General features: G+C 54.3%; 16 protein-coding genes and 3 pseudogenes. 8 read left to right on the forward strand and 11 right to left on the reverse strand.

Features of this window, described 5'->3' with window-relative positions:
* Window positions 1-45: 45 nt before the first annotated feature.
* The 4 genes and pseudogenes from NE851_RS35230 to NE851_RS00755 form a co-directional block, all read right to left on the reverse strand.
* The gene (locus tag NE851_RS35230) at window positions 46-369 is read right to left on the reverse strand and encodes a hypothetical protein (RefSeq protein ID WP_368411029.1); all 324 of its coding nucleotides are present in this window, start codon (window positions 367-369) and stop codon (window positions 46-48) included.
* A gap of 157 nt (window positions 370-526) precedes the next feature.
* A complete protein-coding gene (locus tag NE851_RS00745) occupies window positions 527-1072 on the reverse strand; it encodes a GrpB family protein (RefSeq protein WP_254955635.1) in 546 nt (181 codons plus the stop codon).
* Window position 1073: 1 nt separating this feature from the next.
* The gene (locus NE851_RS00750; protein WP_254955637.1) at window positions 1074-1679 is read right to left on the reverse strand and encodes a hypothetical protein; all 606 of its coding nucleotides are present in this window, start codon (window positions 1677-1679) and stop codon (window positions 1074-1076) included.
* Window positions 1676-1870 (reverse strand): annotated as a pseudogene (locus NE851_RS00755) (HIT family protein); the annotation flags it as partial. The pseudogene NE851_RS00755 and the gene NE851_RS00750, both read right to left, overlap by 4 nt.
* Window position 1871: 1 nt before the next feature.
* Here NE851_RS00755 and NE851_RS00760 point away from each other — a divergent pair.
* The 7 genes and pseudogenes from NE851_RS00760 to NE851_RS00790 form a co-directional block, all read left to right on the forward strand.
* Window positions 1872-2130, forward strand: a pseudogene (locus NE851_RS00760) (helix-turn-helix domain-containing protein); the annotation flags it as partial.
* Window positions 2131-2424: 294 nt separating this feature from the next.
* Window positions 2425-3477 (forward strand): GNAT family N-acetyltransferase, encoded by a 1053-nt coding sequence (locus tag NE851_RS00765; RefSeq protein ID WP_254955639.1) that lies wholly within the window; start codon window positions 2425-2427, stop codon window positions 3475-3477.
* Window positions 3455-3874 carry an ASCH domain-containing protein gene (locus NE851_RS00770; RefSeq protein ID WP_254955642.1) on the forward strand — a complete coding sequence of 140 codons (420 nt, stop codon included), beginning with the start codon at window positions 3455-3457 and terminating at the stop codon, window positions 3872-3874. Before NE851_RS00765 ends, NE851_RS00770 begins: the two co-directional genes overlap by 23 nt.
* An 11-nt stretch (window positions 3875-3885) precedes the next feature.
* The gene (locus NE851_RS00775) at window positions 3886-5037 is read left to right on the forward strand and encodes a hypothetical protein (protein ID WP_254955644.1); all 1152 of its coding nucleotides are present in this window, start codon (window positions 3886-3888) and stop codon (window positions 5035-5037) included.
* A 187-nt stretch (window positions 5038-5224) separates the two neighbouring features.
* The gene (locus tag NE851_RS00780; RefSeq protein ID WP_254955648.1) at window positions 5225-6016 is read left to right on the forward strand and encodes a helix-turn-helix domain-containing protein; all 792 of its coding nucleotides are present in this window, start codon (window positions 5225-5227) and stop codon (window positions 6014-6016) included.
* Window positions 5991-7529: a GNAT family N-acetyltransferase gene (locus NE851_RS00785; RefSeq protein ID WP_254955650.1), complete on the forward strand. Its 1539-nt coding sequence runs from the start codon at window positions 5991-5993 to the stop codon at window positions 7527-7529. Before NE851_RS00780 ends, NE851_RS00785 begins: the two co-directional genes overlap by 26 nt.
* On the forward strand, window positions 7526-8065 hold the full coding sequence (locus NE851_RS00790; RefSeq protein WP_254955651.1) for an AAA family ATPase: 540 nt from the start codon (window positions 7526-7528) through the stop codon (window positions 8063-8065). Before NE851_RS00785 ends, NE851_RS00790 begins: the two co-directional genes overlap by 4 nt.
* 45 nt (window positions 8066-8110) lie before the next feature.
* Here the strand turns inward: NE851_RS00790 and NE851_RS00795 are convergent, their stop codons facing one another.
* The 6 genes from NE851_RS00795 to NE851_RS00820 all read right to left on the reverse strand — a co-directional run bounded on the left by NE851_RS00795 (window position 8111) and on the right by NE851_RS00820 (window position 16982).
* Window positions 8111-9904: a hypothetical protein gene (locus NE851_RS00795; RefSeq protein WP_254955653.1), complete on the reverse strand. Its 1794-nt coding sequence runs from the start codon at window positions 9902-9904 to the stop codon at window positions 8111-8113.
* Window position 9905: 1 nt separating this feature from the next.
* The gene (locus NE851_RS00800; RefSeq protein WP_254955655.1) at window positions 9906-10703 is read right to left on the reverse strand and encodes a hypothetical protein; all 798 of its coding nucleotides are present in this window, start codon (window positions 10701-10703) and stop codon (window positions 9906-9908) included.
* A 129-nt stretch (window positions 10704-10832) separates the two neighbouring features.
* Window positions 10833-11582: a DUF2971 domain-containing protein gene (locus tag NE851_RS00805; protein WP_254955657.1), complete on the reverse strand. Its 750-nt coding sequence runs from the start codon at window positions 11580-11582 to the stop codon at window positions 10833-10835.
* Between the two features lie 50 nt (window positions 11583-11632).
* Complete coding sequence (locus tag NE851_RS00810) at window positions 11633-13396, reverse strand: ATP-dependent helicase (protein WP_254955659.1); 1764 nt, start codon at window positions 13394-13396, stop codon at window positions 11633-11635.
* Complete coding sequence (locus NE851_RS00815; RefSeq protein ID WP_254955661.1) at window positions 13393-15195, reverse strand: ATP-dependent nuclease; 1803 nt, start codon at window positions 15193-15195, stop codon at window positions 13393-13395. The genes NE851_RS00810 and NE851_RS00815 overlap by 4 nt, the downstream gene beginning before the upstream one ends.
* A 377-nt stretch (window positions 15196-15572) precedes the next feature.
* Window positions 15573-16982: an amidase gene (locus tag NE851_RS00820; RefSeq protein ID WP_254955664.1), complete on the reverse strand. Its 1410-nt coding sequence runs from the start codon at window positions 16980-16982 to the stop codon at window positions 15573-15575.
* A gap of 110 nt (window positions 16983-17092) precedes the next feature.
* On the opposite strand from NE851_RS00820, the gene NE851_RS00825 reads away from it, so the two are divergent.
* Complete coding sequence (locus NE851_RS00825; RefSeq protein ID WP_254955666.1) at window positions 17093-17659, forward strand: TetR/AcrR family transcriptional regulator; 567 nt, start codon at window positions 17093-17095, stop codon at window positions 17657-17659.
* 98 nt (window positions 17660-17757) lie between these two features.
* Here NE851_RS00825 and NE851_RS00830 read toward each other — a convergent pair.
* Window positions 17758-18125: pseudogene (locus NE851_RS00830) on the reverse strand (SOS response-associated peptidase family protein); the annotation flags it as partial.
* Window positions 18126-18154 lie beyond the last annotated feature (29 nt).

An 18154-nucleotide genomic window follows, 5' to 3' on the forward strand; every position in this document is an offset into this window, starting at 1 on the left:
CAAGGCAAAGGAAGAAGGAGAAGTTCACCGCTCTCTTCCATCACATCAATCCAGAGATGCTGAGGACGCTTCGATGTCATCAGAGGTGGCGGTTCGAAGGAGAACGTTGCGTCCGGGAATAGCGGGAGCCGAGCACAACACAGCGGTTGGCACGATCGTTCCCTGATGAAACGCCATTCTCCATCTGCCATCGATCAGCCTCCAGATAGAACTTCGCAGCGTTGTTCGCTCGGGAAGGCCCCCATCTGCCTGCCTCACGCTGCGATACAGGACCAATACCGCATCTATTGCGATCATCCTTGCGGTAAAATCACGGACCTCCGGCAACGTGACACGATCTGAAAGACCTTCCTTCGCCAGTGAATCGATAGTTAGATGCTTGTCGTAGACCCTCCGGAAGTACCAAACTCCAGAAAATCGTCAGCAAGCCGCGCGGAGACGGCTTCTCGGGATGAGCGAACATCTGGCCTGTGCAACTCCTGTTCAAGCTGACGAAACAACTCTATATCGATATCGTGTGCCATCATCAGCCTTCGCCAACCTGTTCCGAGTCGATGGCACCATTAGCGACTGAACGAGCACGCTCGACCACGTTGCTGATGAAGCTACTCTTTTCCGCCGTATACCGATCTCCATCATAAGGAAACTGCTTGGCGAGCCGCTCTTTAAGATGAGCATAGGCATCGGCGACATCCTTATGGTTTCGCAGGTAGTCCCGAAACGCAAGGCGACGACGGTGCGTTTCATTGTCAGGCGGGCAAAGATAGACACGCTGCTTTCGTGTGCTGCCGCTGTGCAGGAAGGCCCAGACATCGTCGCCATAGCGGTTGCCGCGAGGATCGTATCCCGCCTCGATCAGAGCCGCGCTCGCAGCGGGAATATCGGCAAGGCCATTCAAGGTGATATCGATGTCGATGAGAGGCTTTGCCGACAGACCAGGCACTGATGTACTTCCAATATGATCAATGGCGACAACCTTGTTTCCCAAAAGCTGGCGGAGTTCGGATGAAATCGTTGAGAAATGCCTTGGCCAGTTGAGATCATAGGGGACGATTTCTACCAACGTCGCCATGTCACTGCCCCGAGCCGTTCTTTTCTTCTGTAAACCAAGGCTCACTCTGAAGCTTCCGGCGCAATGGTGTCTTCACAAGTGATGGCGCCCGCCAAACATATTCGGCCGCCATTGCTTTTCCTTCAGCCGGCAGAGATTTTAGATGTGTGATGGCAGCATCGATCGAGAAACTTTCGCCGGTATCTTCCTTGAAGTTGGATTCGAGGGCGGTCCATATCACCGCATCAAACTTTCGGTCTTGCGCCCAGGTAGCGACCGCTCCCGGAACGCCGAACTCGTATTTACGCCGTCCATCTGCGAACCAGAATCCGATCCGTTTCAGGATGGTACCTTCTCGCCCCCTCAGATCAGCGATAGCATCTTCAGGATCGCGGCGTTTGCTAAGTGCGTATTTGACAGTGCAGTCCGACCCGTTGGCAGTATCTATGACGAGAGTAAGGGCACGACCGCGTGTGGCACCCGAAACGCGTGAGAATTCGAGCGGCAGTACCGGGCCATCGTCATGCCATGGGCCGTGCTGGTTGTCGAATTCGGGTCGAACATCCCAGATCAGAGAGCCCCAGCCCAACATCGCAATTCTTGGCTTGTTTTCGCCGGTTATTGTCATATTTTTTGCCTTCCAGACCGCCGCATGAGCTTCCGCAGGAGTTCAATGAACTCGCTCACCGAGGGTCTCTGGATCGACGGCGGCTCCGCGCGCTCGCAAAACTCTCGCCAGACAAAGAACGTGAGCTCAGCACCATCCGTCGGCGTTTCCCCCGGTCCTTCGGCGAAATGGATCGGATAACCTCGAGAGTGTGCCGCCGAGATGGGCTTGAAAGAGCATGACCGACTGGCACTGGCGCGAACCCTTCTCGAGCGAAAACTGGAAGGTCGGCGGACGTCGTCAAAACTTGCCGGAGCTCGTCGAGCTGGTGATGGCAAAACCGCTCGTTTCGGCCGGGATGGTCGCCAAGGCGCTCGAGGTGACGCCGCAGGCGGCGCGGCGAATCGTTTTGGAACTCGGCCTGCGCGAGATGACGGGGAGGGGGAGGTTTCGGGCATGGGGGATACTGTAAAACAAGTCCTCCAGTCGCCCAGCGGGGGAACGACGCGAGGTGATCCATTAGGCTTGTTTTAGGAGAGCGCCGCCGACCGTCAGCAGCCGAAGCGCTGACGGAGTTCAAGGTGGTGGTGCGAGGTGAGGTGAGGTGAGACGAGGCGGTGTCCAACTTTACGAAGTCGCATTCAAGACCGACACACCGGCACAGTTTTCTGAAAAACAAAGCTGTTGGGCACGCCCTGAGGACATTGCATTACGCGCAAAATTGCAGACGCTCTTGGTGCAACCGCAAGTGAGTCGGGAACGGACCATGGGACAGACGCTACGACCAACAAAATTCAAGGATGTCGATCTCAATGACGACTTTTTCGACAGCCTAAAGGCCCAGTACGCTGAGTTCTCCGACTGGTTCGCGAAAAAGGCGAACGAGCCAGTTTACGTTGTAGACGACAATGACGGAAGCCTCCGAGGCTTTGTGTACCTAAAAATGGAAAATGGTCCGATCGTTGACGTGACACCCAATCTACCGGCGAAGCGGCGCCTTAAGGTTGGAACTCTCAAAGTCGAGGCAAAGGGAACAAAGTTGGGCGAGCGCATAATAAAGCGGATACTCGACCATGCAGTGCGGGACGGGGCAGAGGAAGTGTACGTCACGGTATTCGATACGCATCCTGGCCTGATAAAAATCTTTAAGAGGTATGGCTTCGAAGAAAAAGGTGTGAAGACGACCGTTAACGGAGAGGAACTTGTTCTAGTTCGGTCGATGGATACGACCACCGGTAACATTGAGATGGACTTTCCGTTTATACACACATCTGGAAAGAAAAAATGGCTGCTAGCCATATACCCCGATTATCATACGAGTCTCTTCCCAGACTCAATACTACGAAACGAAGATCCTGCAATTGAGGAAGACGTCCCTCACACCAATACTATCCACAAAGTATACATCGCCAAGCTGGTCCTGACGCGAATGAAGCGGGGCGATTTGGTGGTGATTTATCGGACGACCGACCGGGCTGGGCAAGCACGATTCCGCTCCGTCGCCACCTCGGTCTGCGTGATAGAGGAGAGCAAGTCCCGGAAGGACTTTTCCACGGCCGCTGACTTCGTTGCCTTTGCTAAGGATCACAGTGTTTTTACGGAGAGCGAACTCTATGCGCGACATGCAGATGGACATCCGTTATACGCCGTTAAAATGACCTATAATGCTGCCTTCCCGAAACGTCCAATCCGGCAATCACTGCTAGATCAGGTCGGCCTTAGCGAGTACCCCAGATGGGATTTGCGCTCGCTAAATGATCAGCAATTCCTGGATATTCTGCACCTCGGAGAAGTTAATGAAAGTCTTGTTGTCGATTAAGCCAGAGTTTGCGGAAAAGATATTCGAGGGAACGAAGCGGTATGAATTCCGGAAGTCAATGTTTAGGGACAAGGCCGTCCGTACCGTAGTAGTCTATGTGACCAGGCCAGTGGGCCAAATTATTGGCGAGTTCGATATAGACGAAATCCTTTGCGAACAGCCCGAGCGGCTTTGGCAACTGACAAAAAGCCATTCTGGCATCACAAGGGAGTTCTTTGATTCCTATTTCTCTGGAAGATCCACGAGCTTCGCCCTAGTTGTCGGCGCTACTCGACGGTATCATCCACCCATTGATCCGGCTGTATTCTTTGACAATTTCACTCCGCCCCAGTCATACATGTATGTCGATGACGAACTCGGACGCCCGTCTGTCGAACAATTGCAAATGGCCGGCTAAGGATCTATTCAATGAACGGCACGTTAGCGTTTTGGTTCGAACCACTGGAAGAGGTTGGGGAGATCAAGCCGGTCGACCAGGAAACTGGGCCAGACGAGACCGTCAAACCCAAACTGGAACTCCATGTCAACCTATGGCGTGATCCGCCCGCAGGGGTCGATTTCATTGACCTTGGCCTTAAGCTGGAGAATGTCACCCGCCTTAGCCGTTTTTACGTCTTGCTTCCGTTTCTGATTGATAAGAGCGATCTCAAAGACCTCAGTGAGGTTATGAGGTTTGGCCAGACCTTGGACGCGGTATTCAACACCGTCGTGGAACTAGAAGGAGTCAAGGATCGACACTACCAAACGAAGTCAAAAGGACGCCCGTTCGTCACCATACATGGCATTGACATCGGCAATGATATCAAGATTGAGCCTGTTGAAGATAATGCCACGCAGACATACTGCATTCTCACATTCTCTGAGCAGTTTTGCACGCGCCTTAGAAGGGCTCCTGGACCTGCGCAATATTTGCGTTTTCGGGTTGAACTGAAAAAGGGTGCAGGGTCAGCTCTCACCCAAGAGGTCTCGGCGAAAGACAAGTTATTTGTTTCCTCAGCGAACAAGTTGGAGTTGACCGAGCTCCGTCTGAACGAGCAGCGGAGCTTTCCGGCTCGGATCGCGCAACGAGCGCAGCTCTATTCGTTCAGCGTTGTCCGTGTTCATTACTTTCTAATTCGTGACCTAGGCCACGAGCTTGTTACCCAGCATGCGCCGCTTCGCAAGGTTCGTCGGCTCGAACCGGACCTGTGGTCTTCCTACATCCGCGGAGAGTCCGTGAGATCCAATGTGGCGGAGAAAGAGCGCCATATCGCCGAGCGCCTAATTATATACCACTGGCGTGAAGGGGATGGTAAAAAGGAAATCGAAGACTTTACAGCATTTGCGACTTTTCGTACGAGTTCACCCGGTCTTCTTTTTTATATCCTTGCAATTGTGCTTTTGGGGGCGGTTGGCAGTACGATTTCAACACTTTCAGTTTCACTCATTGGCGAACTTTGGTCGATTTCGCTATTCGGGGGTGGTGTTGCTGTTCTGTGGTGGAACACGGTACGAAGGGCAAGACAGCGAAACGGCCGAGCCAACTTATTCGCCAAACCGAGCGGCGGCGCGCAGATTTAGGTTTCTCTCAACCTTCCTAACGTCCGCCATGGGTGGGGCGCCCTTGCGGCTACAAGCCAAGTGGGATCAGATTCGGCTCCCGATTGATAACAACAAGAAATGCTTGCTTGACCGGGCCTCCCGCAATAACATTCCCTGCAAGGAATGTTGTGCTGCCTTAGCAACTTGAATAATGGGATGCCGGTCTATGGGCAAGTTAGCCGGAAAAATTTTTGAAGCATCAGCGGTTGCGGAGTCGTTCGAGCAGCATGCGGCCGGTGTAGACTTACGGCGTCTTCGATTACTGTCTGGGCTGACCCAAGCTGAGATGGCGTCACGATTGAATATCCAGCAGGCCGCCGTTTCGAAAATTGAAAAGGGCGGTGAAGTATATTTGTCGACTGTCCAACGTTATGTTGAAGCGCTCGGCGCCTCGTTGCGTGTGGATGCTGTGTTCCCTGCCGACGCCCGGCTAGTTCTGCGCGTAAAGGAAGCATTCGACGTCGAGTACGGGCACGACGACCAGCTCGTGTTCCCACTCATGGCGGACGAGCCCTTTCGCCCACAGCGCGATGTCGTGCTCTCCATCCGGCCGCAATATTCTGACAAAATCCTTGAGGGTCGCAAGACAGTAGAGCTTCGGCGTAGATTTCCTGTCTCGGCGCCCGGAGGTACAGTCGCCTATATCTATTCGACATCACCGATCCGAGCCATGGTTGGCGCGGCGGAGATAAAGGAAGTATTAAAGCTTCCGATAGAGCAGATTTGGGCCGAGTTCGAGGACACTGCGTTTATCGATCGAGACAATTTCGAAAGCTATTTCCAAGGTCTCGACTTCGGCTTCGCGTTGCTTTTTGACGATGTCAAACCGTTCTCCCGTCCCATACCCCTCACCGAGCTGCGTGAAAAATTTGGCTTCGAGCCACCGCAGTCATTCTTGTACGCGAGCCGCGATCTTCGAAAGGCCTTGAGACATGAGGCAACAGTCGTATCTCATTGATACGAACATTTTGATCGGCCTAGAAGACTACCGCGCCGTCGAAGCCGCATATGCCAGATTCTCTAGCCTGGCGGCCGCTCACAAGATTACAATTTTTGTGCACGAAGCGGCCCGCGATGACATTTCCCGTGACAAGGATCCAGAGCGTCGCCGAATTTCGCTCAGCAAGATTGCGAAATACCAGATCCTTCAAAAGCGACGCGGCCTGAGCCAAGCCGATCTAGCAGCCGAATTTGGTCCTTTAAAACGACCGAATGACATTGTCGATGCAACCCTTCTGCACGCGCTTAAGAGCGATGCCGCTGACTTCCTGGTCACCCAAGACAAGGGGCTTCACGAGCGCGCGCTCAAGCATTCAGGCGAGCTGGGTCGACGCGTCTTGTTCGTTGGCGACGCGGCCGATCTCCTAACGCAGACGTATGAGCCGAAGGAAGTTCCGATCCGGCATGTGGCCGAAGTCGAAGCTCATACGATCAACCACGATGATGACTTTTTCAATAGTCTCCGCGATGACTACCCCGAGTTCAACAATTGGTGGCGGGAAAAATGCGTCCGACAACACCGATCGTGCTGGGTTGTCTATGACGACGATAAGCTCGCCGGCCTTATTGTACGAAAGGACGAGACCGGCATCGATACGGACGCGGTGACCAAGGCCGACAAGATACTGAAAGTTTGCACTTTCAAGGTTGCACCTGACAAACGCGGGGTCAAGCTCGGCGAACTGCTTCTGAAGCAGGTGCTCTGGTACGCTCAGCGAAACGGCTATGAGGTTGCCTACCTGACAACATACGAAAGCCAGACATCCTTGATGAGCCTGCTGGAGTTTTATGGTTTCCACCATGCCGGTACAAAAGAGAATGGTGAGCTCATCTATGAGCGGACTTTCTCATTGAAAAAGTTAACCCACGATGCCTCGATCACGGTCTTCGAAGCAGCTAGAAAAAATTACCCGCGTTTTTTGGTCGTGGATAAAGTTCGTGGATTCGGAATTCCGATAAAAGAGGACTACCACGACACTCTTTACCCAGATCTGTGGAAGCCAAAGCAGCCTGATTTATTTGTCGGCGCATCTAGGGCCGACCGTCCTGCGCGACCAGGCAACACGATTCGAAAGGTGTATCTGTGTCGGGCACCTTCGAATCTCGGTGACGCTGGTTCTTTGCTTTTCTTCTACAAAGGCGCATCGAAGGAACGCCCCTCTCAAGCGATGACCGCACTTGGCGTACTGGAAAGCCTCACATTCGCTAGCTCTACGCGAGAGCTCATGCAACTAACGGGCGGTCGATCGGTCTACAGTGAACAGCAGCTTGAAGACTGGCATGCAACGGCCGTCAAACCGGTAAAAGTGATCAACTACCTTTTGATAGCCTATATAGATCCGGCTATCGGAATAGAGGAGTTGCGAGATTTTGGCGTTGTGAACGGTAATCCCCCGCAATCGATCTACGAGCTCAAACCCGCCATTCTGAGGCGTTTAATTGATCGCGCAAATCTGGAGTTCGAGGTATGACACAGCGACTAATCGCTGTTGTAGGAGTTTCCGGGGTCGGGAAGTCTACCTTCTTGAAGGCGGCGGGTGAATTTCTCACGTTTAAGCATTTGACTGCGGGATCACTTATCGGCAAGGCGGGCGCAGAAAAATACGAGCACGACAGCCTACGCTTGCAGGACATTGATGAGAATCAAGAGTTGCTTGTCAGAGGGTTTGCAAGGGCAAAAAAGACAGCAGGTAGTTTGATAATCCTTGACGCGCATACCGTTATTCATGGTGCGGCAGGACTAGAGGTTATTGGGCCGCGCGTGTTTGCGGCCTTAAAGCCGGATGCGATCGCTCACGTTGAGGCGGATCCGGCGGAAATACTTGCGAACCGTATGGGAGACCAAACGCGGGAGCGCCCGTTGTTGTCGATCGAAGATCTGGCGGATCAGCAAGCTTTGTCGCGTGCGGCAGCTATGGAGATTGCGTACACACTTTCAATTCCCTTTAAAATTTTCACTCACCGCGAGTTGTCGGATTTCTGCTCTTTTGCCTCCGCGTCGGCTTGACTGGGAAATTTGAAGGGAACGAGGGAACTGGGCAGTTCGACAGCACTAAAGGCCAGCTATCAGCTTTTCTCCGAAAGCGGCGCCAAGCCAGCGTCCAAGTTCAGAATAGTGAATGACATTGACTGACGGCGTCATAATTCTCTGACGGAGGTACGAGGGCACCGTTTTGTTCGTCAAAATCAGAAATTTTTCCTTATCTGAGCGCCGCTCCGACAACAGTCCCGGCAGGTCCTCGGCCGCGGTGGTGGGAAAAATGCGTAACGTCATGTCTCTCCGTTGCATTAAAACACTCGAGCCAGAATTCGCCGCCTGCCACCACCCATAACCCGCGAAGAGGTCGACGCAGAAATCCCTGAAGTCAGTTGGCGAATTCCGCGAGGGCTCGATGTCGACCGCAAATCCGACTAGTGTCGAGCCTAAGCTAGAGTTCCTGGGCGCGATAAACTCGACTTTGTATTGCCGTCGTCCAAACGTGACCGTTTGTAGATCGGGAACGGGTATCTTTTTCAGCGACCACATAACGCTAATACGCTCCGCACTGTTGAGCAAAGCATCTTCACAAAGCATATTGAAGATCAGACGTTTTAAATTGTCATCGATGTTGGCGTTGTTGTTGTAGCGCCATGTCCCGATAATGCCCAAGGCGTTCTTATTCTTCAATGCCTCAAGGAAGAATGAAATTTCGCCATTGAGATCGATGTGGGCGACCAAGGCCTTTAATGCTCCTGCCAATGTTCGCGAGGCAGTATGAAGTCCGCCCATGCCGTTCATTGGTGTTCCGGTCTGCCGTAATTTATGCGTAGCGATTAGCCAAACCATGTCGGCATCGATCAGTTGTTTGGACACGTCGCGGGTACTGACCTTGCTAGTTCGTGGCGTGCCGTATCCCATCGGTCGGACGTTGATCGCATGCCGGTAGCTGAATTCATCAGCGGCCGCCAGTTGCTGCTTGGCATATTCTACATCTACACGATCGCTACCGAGTACCCGTACAAGGAGTTGGGGTTTCGCGAAAAGATCTAATTTGGAATCTCCAAACGCTGTTGTCTCTGTCAGTCCCGTAGCGCGGTTGAAATGCGTTCTACCAAAAAATGGTCGGCCTTTTAAGACGGCCCGCGTCAAGCCGCCCGACCCTGCAAGCCGCCAAACTAGCTGGCGAGGGCTTACACGAGACTGATCGAAAGAAATAAACCGCACACTATTGATATCAAATATCTCAGCGAGAGGACGAAAGCGCGGAAGAGGCACCTCTCGTGAAACCAGCTGTTTCGGGCCATAGATCGTTATTTGTTCATTGCCGGAGACCGCAATAAGCTGCGCAAGGTGGCGGCGATCAGCGGTAGTTCTTCCTAGATATTCAGCTATGTCTTGTTTGATTGCAGGTAAGAGGACAGTCACATCCAACCATGAAGCCGCACTGTTCTGAGAAATTGCTGCGAGATGTTCGAAGGCGCGTTTGAGTACCTTGGGAAAGCGCGTCTGCGCTTGGCAAAAAGCTGCCATTTCCGCAGCTGCCACCGGATAATCGCCTAAGTAGCCATTCGTGAGGGCTTCAATACCGTACTTGGTGAGGTCTGACCTCGCTCCGACAATTAACCGCTGTTCCTCATCCCGGAATGCCCATAGCGCTTGGTCGCCGTCGTCAACATATAGCTCCAAATCTCCAACCCCGATCGCGTGCTGGGTGTCCAACCGAGTTAATTGGAAGCACTCGATTGAGTCGTCAGGTGCTATCCTTTGCACCAGGTCGGAGTTCGCACCCTTGTAGCTACGAAAAATGGGCAGTTCAAAACCGACGGCCTCGCGTGATGATGGTAAAGTGCGATCAAGGATGGGCATATCAACCAACGATCTCTTGAAGCATGCCCTTTTTTGCATAGTAGTGGATGCACATATCGGTAATTGAAGAGAAATACTCGTTTGGGCGCATCCTTCCGTGGACGTCATAAGGAAGGACGTCGATGTTGAGCCGGCGAAGCTCCTTGCCCATTATTGAATCAACAAAAGTTGAAGGAACAACAGCTGCCTCGACCCAATCAGCGATCGCAATCGAATCGGCAATTTGCACTTCGATCCCAGATCCGCGGCTGTCCATCGCATTACTATCTTTAGCGTCGATTAAGGCCGCATAACTCTTTGCTTCAAATTGGCTTGCATCGAGTTCGATAGAGGCATCAGGCCGTGCTTGAAGATAACTTCGAGTAGTTCCAAAAAAGGTAGACACTACCCGACCAGGCGTTTCTAGGTCTGCCTCTAGTGAGAAGTCCCCCAGCGCCATCTTTTTGTGAAGGTAGGAGCGGTAAAAGTCATTGATGAAAGCGCCAGTGTCAAAAGGAAAGACGCGACGAATTTCCTCGGAGAATGATTGCTTGAATATCAGGCAGACCGGCAAGTAGTGGTCCATTGTTGTCGCAAGTTCAGCTAAGTTCGGTCTGAAAGATGGGCGACCGTAGAACGTGTATATCAACGCCTCGCCAACAAAAACATTGCAGGCTTGCGGTTCAATCTGTCCGCTCGTGAGGACCTCGTCAAACAGGTACGCATCGGTGCTATGAACAAGCGGCAGTTGGGGGCGAGCGGGAACAGCCTGGGCGACAAGTTTACGCAGTCTTTTACTACCATTGTCGTGTGAATGCATGCCTATCCCCGTCGCGACATATATCATCAGGTCAAATGCGCTGAATACCCGATCCGACTATGGCACGGAAAGTACGGCTACGTGAGTGGCGTACGTAATATAGCGGGAATTTCCAAAGACGTGGAAATTCTATGGCTGTGGCACAGTGCTGCCATTAGGGATAATTCGAAACGATCGCAGCGCCAGCCTCGCACGATAAGTTTTGACACCAGCGTGATGTTGGTCGACCAGCACCCGAACTTTCCTCAGATCGGAATCGCAGAGAGATCCTAGAATCACTTCCTTTAGTTTTAGACCAGAGCCAAAGGGCATGAAATAAAGGCCGCCCTCTTTCTCCGCAGAAGCGAGCGAAATCAGCATACGCCATTCGCGCTCGTAGCCCCAACTTTCATATTTTGTATAGGTGAGCAGATCGGCAAGTTCTTTTGTAATTGACTTTGTTCCTCTAGCAATTTTGTTGTTCAGCCGTGACGATGAGTATTTCACGGATTGTACCAAAGTGCTGTCCACATCAAAGCCAAGCGCGAGACCCTTGTGCTTGGAAGCGTAGTGGCTCCATAACACCGGATCAACCCAGTCTTCGCTCAGACATATTACCCCTTGACTATCGTTGAAAGTGCTTTTGTGCGCTCTGACAAGCTGACGGATATCTTGCTGTCCAAAATTTTGACCCAGCAGCTCAAAAGGGTCATTGAGTTCTGAAAAACGAGATATTTTCACTCTACCGAAGACAATATTCGAAATCGCATGTTCTGGGCCAGTTAGGTAGTACAAGCGTTTTAATCCCGGAGGCGGGGGCGCTAAAACAGCGTCGCTGCCATGACCCCGCTCATAGCCTGCGGATTTCCACTGCTTGCGGAGCTTCTCATCTAGCGGCACTGCGCACTCCCTATCTGTTGGCCTTCATAATTCATCGACGGCCGGCCTCGCTAGACCATCCCGACGCCCTCCTTCCCAAGAAATCGGCTCGGAGGATTGTTATAGCGGTCACGGTCGTACACATACATCAGTAGCTTTTCTGCCCGGGTGACCGCGACGTAGAATTGCCGCCGCTCCGCATCAACCGCTTCAGGGGTTCGTGCTTTGAAATGTGGCATCGAACCTTCCTTCAGACCGATTATTGCAACAGCTGCAAATTCCCGCCCCTTCGATTCATGGATGGTCATCAACCGCAACGCTTTGTCGGGGCTGGCAAACATGCCGAGGTCATCGATTGAAAGGTTATCGACGTCGATACCGTTGTGCCGCATGTCTGAAACCATCTCCTGCACGGAAGCGGAGAAGTCGGCTTCATGTTTCGGCGGGATCCACTGGTCCCCCACCAGGACACGACCAACCTCCTGCGCCGTCGCGTCGAGCCATTCGACGCCGTCGAGCGACCGCGCCAAATCCTTCGCGATCCGTAGGAGCGCAACCATAGTTCGCCGTCCGTCAAAGCCATAGACGTCAAATCGGCTTTCCCCGCTGGCATCTTGGATCGCATTGAAGGTCGCTCGCTCCAGCTGCCGGATGTTGTACAGATGCTCATCTGTAATGGCAGCCCCGAGCTGCTCCGCCAATGATGCGAAAAGCCGCGAGCGTCTGTAGGGCCTTGCACCCGGGCCAACCACACGGATCCCGTAATCCCGAAGAGCACGAGAAATGGGATAAAGCGCATTCCAGCTCTTTGCCAGGATCGCTGACCGGCCCAATGGCAACTTCATGCGCTCGATTGCCGGCAGGAACTCGTCCGTTATAGCATCGAAGACGTTCCGCGTCGAAACGAGGTGGACCTGCTCTGGGCAATTCTTCACTTTGCCCTCGCTTGTCATTGCCGGATTGCGAGGAAAGAGGCGCTCGGCATGTTCGACGACTGCCGGACTGGATCGAAAATTCCACGATAGGGACAGGTCGCGCTTGGCGCCGATCTCGTCAGCGAAGGGGTCGATGAGCTCGGGTCGCGCACCCGCAAATCCGAAGATCGACTGAGCGGGATCGCCGACAAGGAAGAACTTCGAGCGCTTCTCCTCATGGAGAAGTCGGAGGATCTCGACCTGGATTTCAGTCGTATCTTGAAACTCGTCGATCAGAAACGAACGAAACTTCGTCGCGACAGATCGGGACACCTCTCGATCGTCCCGGAGAAGGCAATAGGAATGGTAGAGAATGCTGGCGAAGTCGATAAAGCCGCGATCGGCTGCCAGTCGCATGAAGTGCGGCGCGGCGAGAGCGACCATGTCATCCTCGAGGGCAGAACCGATATACGCACCGCTGGCGTCGAGGCCGATTCCACCAAAACGCAGATAGTCTTCAAAGCGGAGATCATATCGGCCGACCATCTCCGCGGCGAGATCGGCGATTTCGACGAACTCGGCTCTCTCCGAGGTCAGCACCTTCATCGTGCCGGAAAAACCCGCGACCCGGCTCGCGAATGGCCGCAAGATATGATGGAGACAGAACGAATGGATCGTCGAGATGACGTAGTTTGTCTGGTCATCCGGCATGAGATGGGCAGCGACGCGGGCGTCGATTTCATTGACCGCGGCATTGGTGTAGGTGATGCACGCGACCGCATAGGGCGTCCCCCGGACCTCCTCCACCTCCTTGACGAGCCTTGCAACGATCGTCCGCGTCTTGCCGCTTCCTGGGCACGCCTTCAAAAGCAGATTGCCGGGATGATCGAGAGCGAGCTGTTGTTGCGGTGTCAGCTTCATTCGAGCAGCCAGTCTACTGCGTTGCGAACATAGTCAGGGATGGCGGCCTTTTCCGAAATGTTTTCGGCTGCGAGCTGTGCAAAGCGCGCCTTGCCGAACCGCTTGGCCGTGTTAAGCACGCTCTTCTTCAAGCCGTCGTCAACCAAACCGAATAGTTCGGCCATCTCGAGTTTTTTGGAAATGCGGGGCGCGCCAATGCGCGCTGCTGCCTTCCGCAGCATGTCCAGATTCTCGGGAAGGGTGATCTCCCGTTCGAATGTCGTCGCTCCAAGGAAGACCTTTACATAGTCCCCTTCCAGGGCGGTCAGGACCTCTTTCTCCGGCGCATCGATTTCATCCTGGTCCTCGTCGTCCGTCAGCTTGGCGTCCGATGGTTCCTGATCTGCATCGGCGACGATCGCGCAGCGCTTCGGCAGGCCGATTCCGGAAAACAATCGTGCGTAGGCTCCGAAATGAACGCCGTGTATGGGCACGATTGAGATTCCTGCCCGTTCGAGGTCTATTCCCATGGCCGATCTGACAAGGCCGGGAAGCAGAAAAGCCTCCGCCGCTCCCTCGACCAGCATTATCCTGCGGGCAAAGAGCAGGTTCGATTTCGTTGCGTCCAGATAGCGTTCAAGATCGGCAACGTCGTACGGTGTCAGTGCGGTGTTAGAAGTGATGGTCGAGACGTAAGGGGCGTTGCCGCCTGTATTGGTCATCATCACATACGACGACAGCGGCGCCTTTGCCGTCACCTGGGTACTGTGGGTGGTGACAATCGACTGGAACGGCAACTCGCGCAGAGCATCCAGCAAGACGCTCTGCAATTGAGGATGCAGATGCGCCTCGGGCTCCTCGATCAGGATCAGTTCGCCCGCCGCCTTGCCTTCTGCCGAGCGCTTGCGAAACTGCTCGATCAAGATCGCAATGTAGAGCAGATTGTTCATGCCAAGACCGTTGCGTCTCGGCTCAAAGGCTTTCAGCGATGGACCACTCAAGAGGATCCGGATGTTTCGCAGGATCGACTGGAATGTGGGCGAACTCAGCCCGATATCGACATCGAGCGCAAAGGCGTCGCCCGTCACGTCCTTTAACGCTCCGTCAATGGCATCCGCAACGGATTCGATCGCCGGTGATTTTTCGATCGCGTCGTTTGCGGCCTTTACGGCGGCAATCAATGCCGCCTGCTCACCTGCTCCGATTTTGGTCGCCTCGATCAGGCGAATGAGCGGCGACCGGCGCATATCGGCAAGATCACCTTCGACATCGCGGAGCGCATGCAGGAACACCACCCTGTAGGCCTGAAGATATTGCAAGCCGACAGAGCGCGCTCCAATTTCGTCATTATCAGTATCCCATTCGAAGTCGGCAAGGTCGATGTTAGGATCGCCGCCGCCATAGAGCTCCCATCCGAAATCGTCCAGCGTGAGGCTGTCAGCGGTTCGCTCGCCCGATGTCAGCGCACCGCGGACGAGGTTTTTGGGACGAAACCTGTAGAATATTCGGGCTCGACCGTCTCCAAGCTGGGTCCCATGAAGCATCGCGACCTCGTTGTCGCTCGCCTCGTAGCCCGTGAACTCCACGCCCACCAAAACTTGGAAAGGCCGGCTTTGATCGATGCTGCTATGGACATCGTCCTTCTGCAACGCGCGGAATGCAGACGAAAAGTCGACGTCGAGACAGAGGCGAAGCGCCTGGATGAAACAAGACTTTCCCGTATTGTTTTCACCGATGATGCAGGTCGCTTTGTCCTGGATACCGACGTCGACGAAGGAAAAGGATCTGTATCCCTTGATAACAATACGGCTCAAATGCATTCGGCACCTTACGGCTCACAAGAATATACAACCGCTACTATTGCTGATTCGGTAGTCTTCTTCATCATCGGTTGCGTCTTGCTTGCCAAAAAAATACGGGGAGCGGCCGACTTCGAATTGGTCCCGCTGCCGACGCTTGTTCTCAAGGGCCACCTGCGCGACCCTGGTTGCTGAAAGAAGGAAATTGGCAAACCGGCGGGCGCCGTGAAGCTAAAAGTGTCTATAATTCCAGTATCTTAGAAATTGACGTTACTGGTCTTTGGTCCGATTCCCTTCAAGGCGAATGCCCGTGAAAAGCAATCCCTATTCTAATCGCCGATGTGGCGAAGGAACACGGCCTTCCCACTAAGAAAGCCGTGCCGAATAGTTAGTAGCATTCAGAGCTGAGGCCGCATCGCCCGTGTCGGGCTGACGTTTTCAAGCAGGGATGCGATGTGAAGGATAGTCGATTCAGCCTGCCACTTGCCGACAATCTGGACGTTGATCGGCAATCCTTCCTTGCTCGTTCCAAACCGCATCGATACGCCTGGCAGACCCGTGACATTGAGAGGCACGGTAGCGCCCTGGAGGTAAGTTGCGTCGACTGTCTGGCCATCGATCACAAATTCCTCGACGCCATGCTTATGGGCTGGAATTGGCAAGACATGGGTGATGAGCGCGTCGTAGCGTGAGAAGTAATCGGCATAGCCATCACGCAGCCGCTCGGCGGCCTGTTCTGCGTCGATATAATCGTCCATCGAAGTGTCGGGCAGGGACAGCATTGTCTTTGCCATCTTGTAAAGTTCGTCTTCCCGACGACCAGCGGTCGCCTCGCGGAAGGCTGGCTTCATCTCCATGACGTGGAGACGGTTGAAGACGCTAAGCGCGAAGTCCTTCTCCAGCGCGGGGATACCGACATGCTCGACCGAGGCACCCAGGTCTTTCAACGCCTCGGCAGCAGCCTTAACTGTGGCGGCAACTTCCGGATGGACAGGGCCGAATCCCGGTCCGACCATCCAACCCACGCGAAGCTGCCGATATGGCTGCCGGCCAATGCCTGCGTCGAAAGGAACCGTGCTGGAGGCGAATGCATCTTGCCCGTCCGGGCCTGCCAGCTGCGAGAAGGCCAGTGCGATGTCACGCACCGAACGAGCCATTGGGCCAACGTGCCAGAAGCGACGCGGCGCACGTGGCCAGATGCCGGTCATCGGCACGCGCCCATGGGTCGCTTTCATCGAGGTGATGCCAGTCTGCGCAGCAGGACCACGGACGGAAATTGCAAGGTCAGTTCCCAGACCGATCGGCGACATGCCTGCAGCGATTGCTGCGGACTCCCCGCCGCTTGACCCACCTGGCGTGTGCTCCAGATCCCATGGGTTATTGGAGCGCCCGGACAGTAGGTTGTCGCTTTCAATCCAGTAGGAAAATTCCGGCAGATTGGTCTTGGCAAGAAGGATGCCACCTGCCTGCTTCATGCGGGCGACACTTGTGGCGTCACGGTCTGGCGTGCGGCCCTTGAAGATCGGCGAACCGCGCTGCGTCAGGACGCCGGCTGTGTCGATCGAATCCTTGACGGTGAACGGCACGCCGTGCAGTGGGCCGAGTTCCTCACCAGCAAGGACTGCGGCTTCTGCTCGGCGGGCGGCTTCAAGCGCTCCGTCGGCGACAGTCACGATTGCATTGACCTGGGGGTCGACCGCCTGGATGCGGTCGAGATGTGCCCGAACGACTTCGACAGGCGATACGTCTTTATTGCGGATGAGTTCTGCCAGCTTGGTGGCATCGGAGAAGATCAGTTCATTGCTCATGGCGCGCTCTCTCTAACTAACAGTTGGTAGGCAATGCAGAGCTAGTGCTTTACAAATCCTGCGTCAACCCCTATCTAACATTTGTTAGGATGAGGCGGAGTTTGGGAATTATGTCCGGGAATGCGAGGGAAGCCATACTGGCCGCAGGACGTTTAAGCGCCCAAGCGCACGGCTATGGGGGGCTCAACATGCGCGAGCTAGCGGCCGAAGTCGGCATCAAGGCGGCCAGCATCTATCACCACTTTCCAAGCAAGGCCGATCTCGCAGCCGCGATCGCAAAGCGCTACTGGCAGGACACGAAGGCGTGGCTCGAAGAAGTCGCCGACATAAAAGGCGATCCGAAGGCTGCTCTCCGAAAGTATCCGGAGACGTTCCGGATGTCGCTGGAGAACGGCAATCGCCTGTGCCTCGGTAGCTTCCTCGGCGCGGAGTACGACGATCTTCCTGAACAGGTCAGGACAGAGGTGCAGACCTTCGCTGACGTCAATATCGCCTGGCTAGCGGAACGGCTTGTCGATGCTGGCCTGGCAGATCGGAAGGCGAGCACGGCGCGGGCGCGCGCGATCTTCGCCGCCGTCGCGGGAGCGCAGCTTCTTGCCCGGAGCCGTTCTGATATCTCGCTTTTCGACACGATGATCCAAAGCTATCAAGAGGCAGGCCTGCTGCCAGGCGGATAGCCGAGCTGCTCGATCGAGATCAGCTATTTTCAACGTCGATCGAGAATATTTTGGGGTGGAATTTTGCTTACCTCGTTTGTGGCCGCATAAAGTGGAGATTACAGCAAACTGCCTTGTTCTTGTGGCTCTCCTGACTTCGAGACTATCGATGACCCAAATGGTTCTCGCGACAAAATGATGAGCGCATCGTTCGGAAGCGGGCGGGCAAGATGTTTTGCCTCGTCCCACGGCGCTCGCATCCATATGTCGGTCTCGTCCTTTGTCAGGAGAAGGACCGGCATTGCCTTCTCGTGGATCGGTTTCACGAGATCGTTGGGATCCGTGGTCAGAAAACCATAGAGATCGTCGGTCGTGAGGCCGTCCCGAACCTTCCGAACGCTTTGCCATGCGGCACATGGATGCCGGCGAAGAACATCAGCGATTTTGCTTCATCGCGGGCAAACCAGGCGTTGGGTATGTTCTGACCCCAATTTGTTGTTGACGATCTGCCTACTA

This window comes from Rhizobium anhuiense bv. trifolii, from assembly GCF_024346605.1.
Classification (GTDB): Bacteria; Pseudomonadota; Alphaproteobacteria; order Rhizobiales; family Rhizobiaceae; genus Rhizobium; species Rhizobium anhuiense.

Bases quoted from the DNA above. Each gene is read 5' to 3' on its own strand.
- NE851_RS00745 (WP_254955635.1), bottom strand. From the start codon at position 1,072: ATGGCGACGTTGGTAGAAATCGTCCCCTATGATCTCAACTGGCCAAGG.
- NE851_RS00750 (WP_254955637.1), bottom strand. From the start codon at position 1,679: ATGACAATAACCGGCGAAAACAAGCCAAGAATTGCGATGTTGGGCTGG.
- NE851_RS00765 (WP_254955639.1), top strand. From the start codon at position 2,425: ATGGGACAGACGCTACGACCAACAAAATTCAAGGATGTCGATCTCAAT.
- NE851_RS00770 (WP_254955642.1), top strand. From the start codon at position 3,455: ATGAAAGTCTTGTTGTCGATTAAGCCAGAGTTTGCGGAAAAGATATTC.
- NE851_RS00775 (WP_254955644.1), top strand. From the start codon at position 3,886: ATGAACGGCACGTTAGCGTTTTGGTTCGAACCACTGGAAGAGGTTGGG.
- NE851_RS00780 (WP_254955648.1), top strand. From the start codon at position 5,225: ATGGGCAAGTTAGCCGGAAAAATTTTTGAAGCATCAGCGGTTGCGGAG.
- NE851_RS00785 (WP_254955650.1), top strand. From the start codon at position 5,991: ATGAGGCAACAGTCGTATCTCATTGATACGAACATTTTGATCGGCCTA.
- NE851_RS00790 (WP_254955651.1), top strand. From the start codon at position 7,526: ATGACACAGCGACTAATCGCTGTTGTAGGAGTTTCCGGGGTCGGGAAG.
- NE851_RS00795 (WP_254955653.1), bottom strand. From the start codon at position 9,904: ATGCCCATCCTTGATCGCACTTTACCATCATCACGCGAGGCCGTCGGT.
- NE851_RS00800 (WP_254955655.1), bottom strand. From the start codon at position 10,703: ATGCATTCACACGACAATGGTAGTAAAAGACTGCGTAAACTTGTCGCC.
- NE851_RS00810 (WP_254955659.1), bottom strand. From the start codon at position 13,396: ATGAAGCTGACACCGCAACAACAGCTCGCTCTCGATCATCCCGGCAAT.
- NE851_RS00815 (WP_254955661.1), bottom strand. From the start codon at position 15,195: ATGCATTTGAGCCGTATTGTTATCAAGGGATACAGATCCTTTTCCTTC.
- NE851_RS00820 (WP_254955664.1), bottom strand. From the start codon at position 16,982: ATGAGCAATGAACTGATCTTCTCCGATGCCACCAAGCTGGCAGAACTC.
- NE851_RS00825 (WP_254955666.1), top strand. From the start codon at position 17,093: ATGTCCGGGAATGCGAGGGAAGCCATACTGGCCGCAGGACGTTTAAGC.